Here is a 16,637-nt window from a genome sequence, read left to right as displayed (position 1 = left end):
CATGCGCGCGCCCCTCTCGCTGCTGTGCCTGCCGTGCGCGGGCGCGAGTGCCGCCGCCTACCTGCGCTGGCGCCGTTTCCTGCCGCCGTGGGTCCGAGTCGTGCCGGTCGAGTTGCCGGGGCGCGGTATCCGCATGGGCGAGGCTTTCTTCGAAGACTTCGACGCCCTTGTCGCGCGCCTGTGTGCCGAGCAGGCCGAGGCGATGCGGGGCGACTTCGCGATCTTCGGGCACAGCATGGGCGCGTTGCTGGCTCATGGCGTTTCGCGCAGGCTGCAGGCGCTGCAGCGGCGCATGCCCCGTGCGCTGCTGGTGTCGGGGTGCGCGGCGCCCTCGCGGCGCGACCCTGAGCGCTTCGACGGCAAGGAAGACGATGCTTCGTTGATCGCCGAACTGCGCAAGCAGGGCGGCACGCCGGAGGAGGTCTTCGCCAATGCGGAGCTGCTGCGCATCACGCTCGACGTGCTGTGCGCCGACTACCGCGTCTGCCGCAGCCATGTGCACCGAGACGCGGGCCAACCGTTGCCGCTCCCCGTTCACGCCTTTGCCGGGCGCGAAGACGACATCGCACCGGAGGCGATGTCGGCCTGGGTCGCCGAGGCCGGCGGCGCCTTCACCCTCGACTGGTTCGAGGGCGGCCACTTCTTCATCCGGCAGCACGAGGCCGCATTCCTCGCGGCGCTCGGCCAGCGCCTCGAACAGCTTGCCGCCGCCGAAACCCCGGCCGTCGCCGGCCTTCCACGAACACATCTTGAAGCTGCGGCGATGTCCGGCAGAGGATCGATATGAAGATTGAAACGCTCGCGGCGGAATCCGCCGGCCAGCCGCCGCGCAATTTCGTGGCGCACCTGCGCGCATTGGCCGAACGCCGGCCCGACGATGTCTGGCTCACCGTGGTCGACGAGATCGATGGCGTGTACAGCGAATTGCCGATCACCTATGCCGCGTTCGAGCGGCGCGTCCGCGCGCTGGCGGCGCGGTTGCAGCAGCAGTTCGCCAAGGGCGACCGCGCGCTCGTCATGCTCGACAACGGCGACCACTATGCGGTGAGCATGCTGGCCTGCTTCTACTGCGGCGTGATTGCAGTGCCGGTGTTTCCGCCCGAATCGACACGGCCGCAGCATCTGGCCCGGCTCACCGGCGTGGCGGCCGATTCAGAGGCGCGCTGCGTGCTCACTTCTTCTGCGTTGAGCACCGCGATGTCGGCGGCCGGCAACCAGTTCGGCAATGTACAGATCGTCGCCGTCGATGCGGTCGATGTTGCGCTCGCCGATGCCTGGCAGCCCTTCGAGCCGAATGACGGAGACGTCGCGTTCCTGCAGTACACCTCGGGCTCGACCTCGGCGCCCAAGGGCGTCATCGTGACGCACGGCAACCTGATGGCCAACGAGCACGCCATCCAGGTCGGCATGGGCATCGGTCCGGACGACAAGTTCGTCTCCTGGGCGCCGCTCTATCACGACATGGGCCTGATCGGCGGCCTGATGCAGCCGCTCTACAGCGGCATCCCGCTGGTGCTGACGTCGCCGCGCTATTTCCTCGAGCGGCCGGTGCGCTGGCTCGAGCTGATCTCGCGGCACCGCGCCACGCTCAGCGGCGGCCCCGACTTCTCGTTCCGCCTCTGCTTGGAGCGGGTGAAGGATGCGCAACTCGCAAAGCTCGATCTGTCGAGCTGGCGCGTGGCCTACACCGGCGCCGAACCCGTGCGCGCCGACACCGAGTTCGACTTCATCGAACGCTTCGCCCCCGTGGGTTTCGACCCCGGTGCGGTCTATGCCTGCTACGGCCTGGCCGAGGCGACCCTGTTCGTGACCGGCGGCCGGCGCGGCGCCGGCATGGTGGCGCGCGGCTTCGGTGCCGACGGCCTGGCCAGCGGCGTGGGCACGCCGAGCGAAGACGGCACGCTGCTGGTGGGCTGTGGCGCGGTGGCGGTCGGGCATGCCGTCGAGATCGTCGACCCCGCCACGCTGTCGGCGGTGGCCGAACCCGGCCGCATCGGCGAAATCTGGGTGAGCGGGGCGAGCGTCGGCGCCGGCTACTGGGGCAAGCCGCGCGAATCCGCCGAGACCTTCGTCAAACACGCGGGCCGGCGCTGGCTGCGCACCGGTGACCTGGGCTTCTTCTGCGACGGCGAGCTCTACGTGACCGGACGCATCAAGGACCTGATCATCGTGCGCGGCCACAACATCTATCCGCAGGACATCGAGCGCGTCATCGAGGCCGAGGTGGATGCGGTGCGCAAGGGCCGCGTGGCGGTGTTTGCGGCCAGCGGACCCGACGGTGAAGGCATAGGCGCCGCGGCCGAGGTGTCGCGCAGCATGCAGAAGCTGGTGCCGCCGCAGGTGCTGGTCGAGGCGCTGAGCGCTGCTGTCAGCGAGGTGTTCGGCGAGCCGCTGTCGGCCGTGCTGCTGCTCAACCCAGGCGGCATGCCCAAGACCACCAGTGGCAAGCTGCAGCGCAGCGCCTGCCGCGCAGGCTGGCTCGATCGCAGTGCCGATGCCTACGCCATCTTCGAACGCGGTGCGTTCGTCAAAGGCGGCCCCGTCGAGGCGCCAGCCGAAGCGGCCGTGCTGGACGAGACCGAGCATGCGCTCGACGCGATCTGGCGCGAGGTGCTGCGGCCGGCCGATGCGAAGCCCTTTGCGCGCGACGCCCATTTCTTCACCCGCGGCGGAAGCTCGCTCACCGCCACCCAGGTGGCGGCGCGCATCTCGGCGCACTGGGACATCGATTTCCCCGTGCGCCTGATGTTCGAGCAACCTCGGCTGCGCGAATGCGCGGCGGCCGTGCGGCAGCAGGTCGCGCAGGATCTTCGCGCCCGCCCAGCGGCGATTGCCGTGCTGCCGCCGGAGCGCCGGCTGCATGCGTTGCCGCTGTCCCATGCGCAGGAGCGCCAATGGTTCCTTTGGCAGCTCGATCCGGCCAGCGCCGCGTACCACATGAGCGGCGCGCTCCGCCTCACCGGAGCGCTGCAGGCCGACGCACTGCGCGCGGCGCTCGACGACCTGGTGGCGCGCCACGAATCGTTGCGCACCGTGTTCCGCGCCGGCAGCGACGGCGTTGCCGCGCAATGGATCGAGCCATCCGGTACGGTGCCCCTCGAACTGATCGACCTGCGCGGCGTGCCCGCAGCCGAACGCGAGGATCGCCTCGCCGGTGAAACCCGTCGCCTGAAGGCCGCGCCTTTCGATCTCACGCAGGGTGGCCTGCTGCGCGTTGCGCTGATCCGCATCCCTGACGACGTGCAGGTGCTCGCTGTGACGATGCACCACATCGTCTCCGACGGCACCTCGATGCAGGTGCTGATCGACGAACTCGCCACCAGCTATGCGGCGCGCCTGCAGGGAAGGGCGACTGCGCTTCCCGCGCCGCGCGTGCAGTACGCCGACTACGCTGTCTGGCAACGCGAGTGGCTGGCGGCCGGCGAAGCGGAGCGGCAGTTGGACTGGTGGCGCGCACAACTCGGCGACGAGCATCCGGTGCTCGAGCTGCGCACCGACCATCCACGCAAGCCGCAGGCCAGCTACCGCGCGGCACGGCATGCCTTCGAGCTGCCCGCGCCGCTGCTCGGGCGGCTGCGCAGGCTCGCGCAGGCCGACGGCGCCACGCTGTTCATGGTGCTGCTCGCGGGCCTGCAGGTGCTGCTGCATCGCTACACCGGGCAGCAGGAGATCCGCGTCGGTGCTGCGATCGCGAACCGCAACCGCGTGGAGTTCGAGAACGTCATCGGCCTGTTCGTCAACACGCTGGTGCTGCGCAATCCGATCGATGGCCGCACCCGCCTCGCACGCGTGCTGGCGCAGGCCCGCGAGGCGGTGCTGGGCGCGCAGGCACACCAGGACCTGCCGTTCGAGCAACTGGTCCAGCGCCTGCAGCCCGAGCGCAGCATGAGCCACAGCCCGCTGTTCCAGGTGATGTTCAACCACCTGTTCGAGGACCACCGGTCGCTGCAGCGGCTGGGCGGCATCGAAGTGAACGACCATGCGCTGCCCGACCTGCAGACGCAGTTCGACTGGGTGCTGGAGGCCCGCGAGCGGCCCGATGGCCGCTTGATGCTCGACGTGATCTACGCGGCCGACCTGTTCGATCCCGAGACCATCGAACGGATGGCGCAGCACTATGTGACGGTGCTCGATGCGCTGTCCGGCGATGCGCAGCGCGCCGTCGGGGATGTCGAATTGCTCGATGCACCGGAGAAGTCGCAGCTCACGCAGTGGAGCGTGAACGCGCAGCGCGAGCCGGGTGAAGAAATGGTGCACCAGAGCATTGCTCGCCATGCGCAGCAACAGCCCGATGCGACGGCCCTGCTGTTCGGCGAGACATCGCTGAGCTTCGGCGAGCTGAACGCGCGTGCGAACCGCCTGGCCCATCGACTGATCGCCCTGGGCGTGCAGCCCGACATGCGCGTGGGGATCGTGATGGAGCGCTCCCTCGAGATGATGGTGGGCATCCTTGGCATCCTGAAGGCCGGTGGCGCCTACCTGCCGCTGGACCCGGAGTACCCGGTGCAGCGTCTGGCCTACATGGTGCAGGACAGCGGGATCGAGCTGCTGCTGAGCCACCGGGCCACCCGCGGGCTCATCACCGAGCAGGATGGCCTCGTGCGATTGGAAGTCGACAGCCTCGACGTCTCCGCCGAACCCGACACCGACCCGCAGGTCGCGCTGCACCGCGAGCACCTGGCCTACGTCATCTACACCTCCGGCTCCACCGGCAAGCCCAAGGGCGCCGCGGTGCGCCACGAGGCGCTGCGCAGCTGCATGGCCTGGATGCAGGGCACCTATGGGCTGAGCGGCGACGACACCGTGCTGCACAAGGCCCCCTTTGGCTTCGACGTCTCGTGCTGGGAGATGTTCTGGCCGTTGACCTCGGGCGTCCGCCTCGTGATCGCCAACCCCGGAGATCATCGCGACCCCGAGCGGCTGGTGCAGCTGATCCAGCGCCACCAGATCACGACGCTGAACTTCGTGCCCTCGATGCTGCAGGCCTTTCTGGCGCACCCGGGCATCGAGGCGAGCACGCGCCTGAAGCACATCATCGTCGGCGGCGAAGCCATGCCGGCAGAGACGCAGAGAGAAGCGCTCAGGCGCCTGAGCGGTGCCACGCTGCAGAACCTGTACGGCCCGACCGAGACGACGATCCACGTCACGCAGTGGACCTGCCGGGACGACGGCCAGAGCCTGGTGCCGATCGGCCGGCCGATCAGCGACACGCAGGCCTGGGTACTCGATGCGGAACTGAACCCGGTGCCGCGCGGCGTGGCGGGCGAGCTCTATCTGGGCGGGGTGAGCCTGGCCCGGGGATACCTGAACAGGCCGGGCCTGAGCGCCGAGCGCTTCGTGGCCGATCCCTTCGGCGGCGGTGGGCGCCTGTACCGCACGGGTGACCTCGTGCGCTGGAACGCCGAAGGACATATCGAGTACCTGGGGCGCATCGATCACCAGGTCAAGATCCGCGGCTTCCGCATCGAACTCGGTGAAATCGAAGCGCAACTCCTGGCGCAGCCGGCCCTGCGCGAAGCCGTCGTCGTGGCAAAGCAGGGTCCGGCGGGTGCGTCGCTCGTGGCCTATGTCGCGGCCCATGCGGGGCAGTCCGTCGACACCGCCACATTGCGCGAGCGCCTCGGCCAGGCGCTGCCCGACTACATGGTGCCGCGCGCCATCGTGGTGCTGGATGCGTTGCCGCTGAACGCCAACGGCAAGGTCGAGCGCAAGGCGCTGCCCGCGCCCGAAGGCCTGGGCCGCGCCAGCACCTACGAGGCGCCGCAAGGCCACGTGGCCCGCACGCTGGCGGCCATCTGGTCCGAAGTCCTGCAGGCCGAGCAGGTCGGACTGCACGACAACTTCTTCGACCTCGGCGGGCACTCGCTGCTGCTGATCCGCGCGCACCGGCTGCTGGAAGACCGGCTGCAGGTCGCGCTGCCGCTGGTCAATCTCTTCAAGTACCCCACTGTCGATTCGCTGGCCCAGTGGATCGAACAGGGCGGGGCCAAGGCCGCACCCGCGTCTTCCGCCGTCGCCGACGACCGCGCGCTGCGCCAGCGCGCCGCCATGCTTCAACGCCGCAAAGTGGCAGAGAGAGTCAATTGATGACCACCCCCTTCAACGAATCCGCCGAACCCACCGGCCTCGAGATCGCCATCGTCGGCCTGTCCGGACGCTTCCCCGGCGCCGACGACGTGGACGCCTTCTGGCGCAACATCCAAGGCGGCGTGGAGTCGGTGTCGCGCTTCACCGATGAGCAGTTGCGCGAGCGCGGCGTGCCGCAGAGCCTGCTGGACGACCCCGACTATGTGAAGGCCGGCGTGATGTTCGAAGGCTTCGACCAGTTCGATGCCGGCTTCTTCGGCTACACGCCCCGCGAAGCCGAGAACCTCGACCCGCAGCAGCGCGTCTTTCTCGAATGCGCCTCGGCGGCGCTCGAGCACGCCGGCTGCGATCCCGAGCGCTGGCCGGGCAAGGTCGGCGTGTATGCAGGCGAGGGCGCCAACGTCTACCTGATCCGGAACCTGCTGCCGTCCTTCGGCCTCGGCGCGCACACGGGCATCGCCGACCTGCTGGGCCTCATGAGCGGCAACTCCGGCGGCTCGCTGTGCACGCGCGTCGCCTACAAGCTCAACCTGCGCGGCCCCGCCGTGAGCGTGCAGACCGCCTGTTCCACCTCGCTCACCGCCGTGCACACCGCCTGCCAGGCGCTCTTGAGCCACGACTGCGACATGGCCCTGGCCGGCGGCGTGTGGCTCAACCTGCTGCAGGAGGGCGGCTACCGCTACCAGGCCGGCGCGATCCTCTCGCCCGACGGCCATTGCCGCGCCTTCGACGCCGATGCCGCCGGCACGGTGATCGGCAGCGGCGCCGGCGTGGTCGTGCTCAAGCGCCTGGACGAGGCGCTGCGCGACGGCGACACCATCCACGCGGTCATCAAGGGCACCGCGGCCAACAACGACGGCTCGGCCAAGGTCGGCTTCACCGCACCCAGCATCGACGGGCAGGCCGAGGTCATTCGTGCGGCGCAACTGATCGCGGGCGTCTCGGCCGACACCATCGGCTACATCGAGGCGCACGGCACCGGCACCACGCTGGGCGACCCGATCGAGATCGCTGCGCTCACGCAGGCCTTCCGCGCCGACACCGAGCGGCGCGGCTTTTGCGCGGTCGGTTCGGTCAAGACCAACATCGGCCACCTCGATGCCGCGGCCGGCGTGGCGGGGCTCATCAAGGCCACGATGGCGCTCAAGCACGGCGTGCTGCCGCCCAGCCTGCATTTCACGAAGCCCAACCCGCAGATCGATTTCGCGGGCAGCCCGTTCTATGTCAACGCGCAATGCCAGCCCTGGCCCGAAGGCCGTACGCCGCGCCGCGCGGGCGTGAGCTCCTTCGGCATCGGCGGAACCAACGTGCATGTGGTGCTCGAAGAAGCACCCGTGGCGCAGGCCACCGCACATAAGACCGCGCAGTGGCAGGTGTTGCCGCTGTCGGCAAAGGAAGAGGCTGCACTTGCCCAGGGCCGCGAACAACTGGCGACGCATCTGCGCGCGAACGACGGGGTCGCGCTCGAAGACGTGGCGCACACCCTGCAGAGCGGACGACGCGCTTTTGCCTGGCGCAGCGCCGTGGTGGCCAATCGATCCGGGCTGGCCGCGGAAATGCTCTCGTCGCCCGCCGTGGCGGCAACCCGTGCTGCCGCCTCCCCGCCCGAGGTGGCCTTCCTCTTCCCCGGTGGCGGCACCCAGCATGCACGCATGGGCGAAGACCTCTACCGCGACAGCGCCGTCTACCGCGAGGCGCTCGACCGCTGCGCCGCGGTGCTCGAGGCCGACAGCGGCATCGACCTGCTCGCGCTGCTGTTCCCCGCAGCCGGCGATGAGCAGGCCGCCAATGAGCGGCTGTTCCGCATCGAGTTCGCGCAGCCCGCGCTGTTCGCGGCCGAGTACGCGATGGCGCGCTGGTGGATGAGCTGCGGCGTGCGGCCCGCGGTAATGCTGGGCCACAGCCTGGGCGAATACGTCGCGGCCTGCCTGGCCGGCGTGTTCACGCTCGAAGATGCGCTGCGCATCGTCGCCGCGCGCGGCCGCCTGATGCAGACGCTGGCCCCCGGCGCAATGACGGCCGTGCCGCTGTCCGAAGCGGAACTCGCGCCGTTCCTTGCCACGGGATGCGACCTGGCCGTGATCAACGGCGAGCAGCTCTGCGTGCTCGCCGGCCCGGCCGATGCGATCGCGCGCGCCGAGGAAGAACTGCTTGCGCGCCAGCACCAGCCGCGCCGCCTGCATGTGTCCATCGCCTCGCACTCCCGCTTGGTCGAACCCATGATGGCCGAGCTGGAGCGCCTGATCGCCGCAGTGCCGAAGCAGGCGCCGCGGATTCCCTTCATCTCCAACGTGACGGGCAAGTTGATCACCGCCGAAGAAGCGACCAGCCCCGCCTACTGGGGCCGGCACCTGCGCGGAACAGTACGCTTTGCGGACGGCCTGCGCGAAATCTTCGCCGTGCCCGGCCGCGCGGTGCTCGAAGTGGGGCCCGGCGAAACGCTGGCCGGATTGGCACGCCAGCACCCCGGCGGCAAGTCGGCCGCGGGCATCTGGGCCAGCCAGGCCCATCCGCAGCAGTTGGCGCGGAATGCGCAGCAACTGGCGAATGCCGTCGCGGGCCTCTGGACCGTGGGCGTCGATATCGATTGGGCCGCGTGTCGCACGGGCCCCGCGCCGCGCCGGGTGCCCTTGCCCACCTACGCTTTCCAGCGCCGCCGCTTCTGGGTCGAGCCCGGCGATGTCGCGCAACCGGCGGGGACCGCCGCGCCCGGTCTTTTCTATGCGCCGGCCTGGAAGCGCACCCCGCTGCCGCCGGTACAGACGACGGCTGGGCCGTCGGGCTGCACGCTGGTGCTCGGCGATGCGAACAGCTTCACCGACCGCCTCGCGCGCACGCTGCGCGAACAGGGCGGACGCGTGATTCTGGCGCTGCGCGGCAAGAAGTTCGCGCGCACCGCCGAAGGGCAATACGCCATGCGGCCGGCCGAGCGCGCCGACCACGAGGCGCTGCTGCGCGAGATCGAGTCCGAGGCCGGACCGGTCACTCGCCTCTTCCACCTGTGGAGCCTCGACGGCGAGGCCCCGGCGCCTTCGCATGCCACGGCATTCGAGGCCGGCTACTTCAGCCTGCTCGCGCTGGCGCAGGCGCTCGACAACGTGGGCGGTGCGGTTCGCCCGCCGCTGGCGCTCACCGTCGTCACCGACCGCATCGAGGATGTGGCCGGCACCGAGACGCTGGCGCCGGAAAAGGCGACCGTGCTTGGCATCGCCAAGGTGCTCGGACAGGAGTCGCCCGGCATCGCCTGCCGCGTTGTCGACGTGGTGCTGCCCGCGCCCGAAAGCGCCGCCGAAGCCGAGCTCGCACGCCGCGTCGTCGAAGAGGCTGCGGCCACGCGGGAGGACTTCGTCGTCGCCTACCGCGGCCCGCACCGCTGGACGAAGTCGTACGACGCGTTGCCGGCGCAGATTCCGGGCGCGCAGCGCCTGCGCCAGGGCGGCGTGTACCTCATCACCGGCGGGCTGGGCGGCGTTGGCCTGGCGCTCGCGCGCCATCTCAGCAAGACGTGGCAGGCCAAGCTGGTGCTGCTGGGCCGCACACCCTTGCCCGAACGCGCCGAGTGGCCGCGCATCGCCGCATCGGCCGACCAGCCCGCGCCGCTGCGCCGCAGGCTGCAGCAACTGATCGAACTCGAAGCGAATGGCGCGCAGATGCTGGCCGTGGCGGCCGACGTCACCGATCCGGCACAACTGCGCAGCGCATTGGCGGCAGTGCACGCGCACTTCGGCCCGGTCAACGGCGTGGTGCACGCCGTCGTCCAGCCCGGCCGCGGCATGATCGCCCAGCGCACCCGGGCATCGGTGGAGGCCGCGTTCGCGCCCAAGATCGCGGGCACGCTCGCGCTGCTCGATGCGCTGCGCGCCGAACCGCTCGACTTCGTGCTCTTCTGCTCCTCGGTCGCGAGCCTGATCGGCGGCCTTGGCCGCAGCGACTACGCAGCCGCGAACGCCTACCTCGACGCGCTGGCCAATGCGCATCGGCGCAGCTCGGCGCTGCCGGTTTTCTCGGTGAACTGGGATGCCTGGCGCGACGTGGGCGTAGCGGTCGACATGGACATGCCCGAAGGCGTCGGCCTGGATGAGCGCACCGGCGTGTCGGCTTTCGAACGCATCGCGAACGGGCCCGACCTGCCACAGACGGTGGTGTCCATCTCGCCCTTCGCGCCACGCCTGCGCCCGCTGGACGGCCTGTTCGAGTCGCTGGACGACGAGCCCGCGCCCGAGGCCCGCGCGGGGCATCCGCGCCCGGTGCTGCAGACCGCGTTCGTCGCGCCCGAAGGCGACCTGCAAGAAGGGCTCGCCGAACTCTGGACCGAAGCGCTGGGCATTGCGCCCGTAGGTGCCAACGACAACCTGTTCGAGCTCGGCGGCGATTCGCTGCTGGCAATCCGGCTGCTGTCGCGGGTGCGCAAGGCCTATGGCGTCGAGCTGCATCCCGCCGCCTTCTTCAAGGCACCCACCATCGCCGAGCTGGCCGCGCTGGTCGAGTTGCGGTTGATCGAGGAGATCGAAGGCGATCCCGAAGCCGACGCAGCCCCAGCAGGCGCAACCACCACGGGTCTTTGATCATGAGCGAGCGCAACGATCTTTCCGAACGCCGGGCGAAGCTGTCGCCGGCCCAACTGGCGCTGCTGCAGCGCAGGCTGCGACGCGACAGCGACAGCGACGCGGCCCCCGCCCAACCCTCGCGCGATGCCATCGCACGCAGCGTGGACGACGGCGCCTTCGTGCCCGTCTCCTTCGCCCAGCAGGGGCAGTGGTTCCTGTGGCAGCTCGATGCGGGCAACACGGCTTACCACGTCGGCGGCGGGCTGGGCTTTGCGGGGCCGCTGGACATCGCGGCGCTGCAGCAGGCGGTGCAGGCGCTTGCGATGCGCCACGACACGCTGCGCACCGTGTTCCGCTCGGGCCCCGGCGGACTGCCCGAGCAGCGTGTCGTGCCCGAGAGCCGCATCGCGATTCCGTTCGTCGATCTCAGCGGGCTCGATGCCGCGTCCCGTGCGTCGCGCTATCGCGAGACGGTGCATGCGGTCTGCCGCACGCCCTTCGACCTGACGGCCGGGCCGCTGCTGCGCGGCACGCTGCTGAAGATGGCCGAAGGCGACCACCAGCTGCTGCTGACGATGCATCACATCGGTTCCGATGCATGGTCCGTCGAACTCATCCTCGATGAACTGGCGCGTTTCTACGCGCAGCGCGTGGGCGAGGTGCCGGCCGGCACGGACCCCGAGCCCGAGATCCGCTACGCGGACTTCGCCCGGTGGCAGCGCAAGTGGCTGGAAAGCGCCGAGGGCGCACGGCAGCTGGCCCATTGGCAACGTCGCCTTGGCGGCAGTCAGCCGGTGCTTGAACTCACCACCGACAGGCCGCGCTCCGCCGACGCGAAGTACAGCGCTGCGCAGTACATGCTCGACGTGCCGGCTCACCTGGCGCGCGAACTGAAGCAGCACGCACGCACACAGGGCAACACCCTTTTCGCGGTGCTGCTTGCGGCCTTCCATGCCTTGCTCTTCCGCTACACGGGGCAGGACGAGATCCGCATCGGCGTTCCCGTCGCCGGCCGCAACCGGCCCGAGACCGCTGGCGTGGTGGGCGCCTTCATCAACACCGTGGTGATGGACGCCCGGCTCCATCCGCGCATGAGCCTGGCCGAGTTGCTGGCGCAGGTGCGCAACACCTCGCTCGATGCGCAGGCGCACCAGGAGCTGCCTTTCGAGCGTCTGGTGCAGGCATTGCGTCCGGACCGCGCGCATGCGGGTTCGCCGCTGTTCCAGGTCATGTTCAACCATCTCGGCGAAGGCAACCGGCCGCTGCGCGGATGGCCCGGCCTGCAGGTACGGCGCATCGACCTCGGGGAGCGCGCGGCGCCGTTCGAGCTGATCCTGGAGACCGCCGAGTGCGAGGACGGCGGCATCCGCGCCGCGTTCCGCTACGCGGCCGAGCTGTTCGAGCCGGCCACCATCGAGCGGCTGGCGGGCCACTACCGCCGTGTGCTGGAAGCCTTCGTGGCCGAACCGACGCGCGCGCTGGGCGACCTGGCGTTGCTGGATGAAGCGGAACTCGCAGAGCTCGCTCAACGCGCTGGATCGGGCGGCCGCACGCGCGAGACCGCCACAGCGCAGACCGTGCATGGCCTGATCGAGCAGCAGGCGGCGGCGCAGCCCGAAGCCGTTGCCGTGGTCTTCGAGCAGGATGCGCTGAGCTACCGCGAACTCAACCAGCGGGCCAACCGGCTCGCGCACCGGCTGATCGCGCAAGGCGTGCAGCCCGAAACCCGGGTCGGCGTCGCAATGGAGCGTGGCACCGATCTCGTGGTCGCGCTGCTGGCGGTCATGAAGGCCGGCGGCGCCTATGTGCCGCTGGACCCGGAATACCCGGCCGACCGCATCGCCTGCATGGTGGAAGACAGCGGACTCGCGCTGGTGCTCACGCACGACCACTTGTGCGGGCGCATGGCCCTGCCCGCGGGCATCGACGCGCTCGCCATCGACACCGTGGACCTGGCCGATTGCCCGGCCACCGACCCCGTCGTGCCGCTGGACGGCGACAACCTCGCCTACGTGATCTACACCTCGGGCTCCACCGGCAGGCCCAAGGGCGCGCAGCTGTGCCACCGCAACGTGACCCGGCTGCTCGCTTCCACCGAACCGTGGTTCCGCTTCGGGCCGGCGGACGTGTGGACGCTGTTCCATTCCTATGCCTTCGACTTCTCGGTCTGGGAAATGTTCGGCGCGCTGTGCACCGGCGGCAAGCTGGTCGTCGTGCCGTTCTGGGTGAGCCGTTCGCCGGCGGACTTCCTTCGGTTGCTGCGAACGCAGCAGGTGACAGTGCTCAACCAGACCCCGTCGGCCTTCGGCCAGTTGATCGCGTTGCCGGAGGCGCTGGACAAGGGCCTTTCGCTGCGCACGGTGATCTTCGGTGGCGAAGCGCTGGAGCCGCAGCGGCTGCGCGCGTGGATCGAGCACCACGGCGACCGGCATCCGCAGCTGGTCAACATGTACGGCATCACCGAGACGACGGTCCACGTGACCTGGCGCCGCATCACCGCGGCGGACCTCGGGCAGCAGCGCAGCCCGGTCGGCATCGCCATTCCGGACCTGGGCCTGCGGGTGCTCGATGCGGACCTGAACCTCGTGCCGCCGGGCGTGGCTGGCGAACTGCACGTGTCCGGTGCCGGCCTGGCGCGCGGCTATCTGAACCGCGCGGGCCTCACGGCCGAGCGCTTCATCGCAACGGAGAACGGCGATCGCCTCTACCGCACGGGCGACCTCGTGCGCTGGAACGTGCAGGGCCAGCTGGAGTACCTCGGGCGCATCGACCACCAGGTGAAGGTGCGGGGCTTTCGCATCGAGCTCGGCGAGATCGAGGCGCAACTGCTTGCGCAGCCGCAGGTGCGCGAGGCCATCGTCATTGCCAGGGAACACGCCGGTGCGACGATGCTCGTGGCGTACCTGTCGGCGCAGCCCGGAAAGGAAATCGATTCGGCACAGGTGCGTGCGCGGCTGGGCCGTGCGCTGCCCGAGTACATGGTGCCCGGCGCCATCGTGGCGCTGCAGGCGCTGCCGTTGAATGCGAACGGCAAGGTCGACCGCAAGGCGCTGCCCGAGCCCGGCTTCGGCAGCGAGCGCGCCTATGCCGCGCCCGAGGGCGATGCCGAAGAGGCGCTGGCGCGCATCTGGTGCGAAGTGCTGGGCGTGGCGCGCGTCGGCCGCAACGACCACTTCTTCGAACTCGGCGGCCACTCGCTGATGTCGATGCAGGTCATGGCGCGCGTGCAGGGCGCCATGCACGTCGACCTTGCGGTCAGGGACATCTTTCAAAACCCCGTCCTGATGGACATGGCGCGGCTGATCGCCGAGGCGGGCGCGCGCAAGCCGCATGCCGACGCCCTGTCCGACATCGACTCCTTCATTGACAGCCTCGAGACCACCTGATGGAAACCACGGCCACCCACGACCACATCGGCCGGCGCTTCCTGCGCCTGACCCCGGCCCAGCGCCGCGCGGTGTACCAGAAGATCCGCGCCGAGGGCCTCACGATCGGGCAGTTTCCGATCGTTGCGCGCGACGAGGCGGCGCGCGGGGCTTGTCCGCCCTCGTACGCGCAGATGCGGCAGTGGTTTCTCTGGCAACTGGAGCCGGCGAGTTCGGCCTATCACATCGCGGGCGGATTGCGGCTCGAAGGGCGGCTCGATGCGCAAGCGCTGAAGGCGGCCTTCGATGCGCTGGTGGCGCGCCACGAGTCGCTGCGCACGGTGTTCAGCGTGGGCGCCGACGGCGAGGTGGAGCAGCGCGTACAGGCGCATGCGGTGCTCGACATTCCGCTCATCGACCTGGCGCATCTGCCGCAGGCCGAGCGTGAGGCGCGCGCGAGACAAGAGGCGCGGCGCATCGGCGATGCCCCGTTCGACCTGACGGTCGGCCCGCTGCTGCGGGTCGTGTTGATCCGTCTGGGTGCAGAGGCGCACTTGCTGGCGGTCGTGATGCATCACATCGTGTCCGACGGATGGTCGATGCGCATCGTGGTGGACGAGTTTGTCGCCGAGTACCGCGCGCGCGTGCAGGGTCGCGCGCCGGTGCACGATGCGTTGCCGGTCCAGTACGCCGACTACGCGCTCTGGCAGCGGCACTGGCTCGAAGCGGGCGAGAAGGAGCGGCAGCTCGATCACTGGAAGGCCCAGCTCGGCACCGAGCACCCGGTGCTGCAGTTGCCGGCGGATCGCATGCGGCGCGCCGACGGAAAGTACCGCGCCGCGCGCCACGCCACGGCGCTGTCGCCCTCGCTGGTCGAGGCGCTGCGCCGGCGTGCGCAGTCGCGGGGCGCCACGCTGTTCATGATGCTGCTCACCGGTTTCCAGGTGCTGCTGAACCGCTACACGGCGCAGCCGGACGTGCGGGTCGGCGTGCCCATTGCCAACCGCCACCGCGTCGAGTCGGAGCGGGTGGTCGGCTTCTTCGTCAACACGCAGGTGATGCGCAATGTGCTGGACAACCGCATCCGTCTGCACGAGGCGCTGGCCGCGACGCGCGAAGCGGCGCTGGGCGCGCAGGCGCACCAGGACCTGCCGTTCGAACAACTGGTGGAGGCGCTGCAGCCGGAGCGCAGCCTGAGCACGGCGCCGCTGTTCCAGGTGATGTTCAACCACCTGCAGCAGGACCACAGCGCTCTGGAAAATCTTCCGGGGCTCGTGCTGCAGACCTGGGAATTCGGCGAGCAGGCCGCCCAGTTCGAGCTGACGCTGGACGTGGTCGAGGACGGCCGCGGACAGGTGCAGCTGGTCTTCAACCATGCCCGCGAGCTGTTCGAGCCGGAGACCATCGAACGGATGGCGGGGCACTATGTGGTGATCCTCGATGCGCTGGCGGGGGATGACATGCGTGCGATCGGCGATATCGACCTGCTGGGGGCGCCGGAGAGGTCGCAGCTCACGCAGTGGAGCGTGAACGCACGGCAGGAGCCTGGCGCGGAGCTGGTGCACCAGAGCATCGCGCGGCATGCGCAGCAACAGCCCGATGCGACGGCTTTGTTGTTCGATGAATCGTCGCTGAGCTTCGGCGAGCTGAACGCACGTGCCAATCGCCTGGCCCATCGACTGATCGCCCTGGGCGTCCGGCCCGACATGCGCGTGGGCATCGTGATGGAGCGCTCCCTCGAGATGGTAGTGGGCATCCTGGGCATCCTGAAGGCGGGCGGCGCCTACCTGCCGCTGGACCCCGAGTACCCGGCGCAGCGCCTGGCCTACATGGTGGAGGACAGCGGGATCGAATTGCTGCTGAGCCACCGCGCCACCCGCGGGCTCATCGCCGAGCAGGATGGCCTCTTGCGATTGGAAGTCGACAGCCTCGACGTCTCCAGCGAACCCGACACCGACCCGCAGGTCGCACTGCATGGCGAGAACCTCGCCTACGTCATCTACACCTCAGGCTCCACCGGCAAGCCCAAGGGCGCTGCCGTGCGCCACGAGGCCTTGCGCAGCTGCATGGCCTGGATGCAGAGCACCTACGGACTGAGCGGCGACGACACCGGGCTGCACAAGGCCCCGTTCGGCTTCGACGTCTCGTGCTGGGAGATGTTCTGGCCGATGACCTCGGGCGTCCGCCTCGTGATCGCCAACCCCGGCGACCACCGAGACCCCGAACGGCTGGTGCAACTGATCCAGCGCCACCAGATCACGACATTGAACTTCGTGCCCTCGATGCTGCAGGCGTTCCTCGCGCACCCGGGCATCGAGGCGAGCACGCGCCTGAAGCACATCATCGTCGGCGGCGAGGCCATGCCGGCTGAGACGCAGAAGGAAGCGCTGCGTCGCCTGAGCGGTGCCACGCTGCAGAACCTGTACGGCCCGACGGAGACGACGATCCACGTCACGCAGTGGACCTGCCGCGATGACGGCCAGAGCCTGGTGCCGATCGGCCGTCCGATCAGCGACACGCAGGCTTGGGTGTTGGACGCCGAGCTGAACCCGGTGCCGCGCGGCGTGGCGGGCGAGCTCTATCTGGGCGGCGTGAGCCTGGCCCGGGGATATCTGAACAAGCCGGGCCTGAGTGCCGA

5 protein-coding genes are annotated in these 16,637 nt (G+C 69.8%); all 5 read left to right on the top strand.

Annotated elements, in window-relative coordinates; all coding sequences use genetic code 11:
- Position 1 precedes the first annotated feature (1 nt).
- Positions 2-787 carry a thioesterase II family protein gene (locus tag M2282_RS17480; protein WP_280810054.1) on the top strand — a complete coding sequence of 262 codons (786 nt, stop codon included), beginning with the start codon at positions 2-4 and terminating at the stop codon, positions 785-787.
- A complete protein-coding gene (locus M2282_RS17475; protein WP_280810053.1) occupies positions 784-6,087 on the top strand; it encodes a non-ribosomal peptide synthetase in 5,304 nt (1,767 codons plus the stop codon). The genes M2282_RS17480 and M2282_RS17475 overlap by 4 nt, the downstream gene beginning before the upstream one ends.
- The gene (locus M2282_RS17470) at positions 6,087-10,652 is read left to right on the top strand and encodes an SDR family NAD(P)-dependent oxidoreductase (protein ID WP_280810052.1); all 4,566 of its coding nucleotides are present in this window, start codon (positions 6,087-6,089) and stop codon (positions 10,650-10,652) included. The genes M2282_RS17475 and M2282_RS17470 overlap by 1 nt, the downstream gene beginning before the upstream one ends.
- Positions 10,653-10,654: 2 nt before the next feature.
- Entirely contained in the window at positions 10,655-14,020 is a 3,366-nt protein-coding gene (locus M2282_RS17465) for an amino acid adenylation domain-containing protein (protein ID WP_280810051.1), read from the top strand.
- Positions 14,020-16,637, top strand: a 2,618-nt coding sequence (locus M2282_RS17460) for an amino acid adenylation domain-containing protein (protein ID WP_280810050.1), incomplete at its 3' end; no start/stop codon positions are given. The genes M2282_RS17465 and M2282_RS17460, both read left to right, overlap by 1 nt.

It is taken from the genome of Variovorax boronicumulans, assembly GCF_029892485.1.
GTDB lineage: Bacteria > Pseudomonadota > Gammaproteobacteria > Burkholderiales > Burkholderiaceae_C > Variovorax > Variovorax boronicumulans_B.
This window is presented reverse-complemented; position numbering and strand designations above follow the sequence as displayed.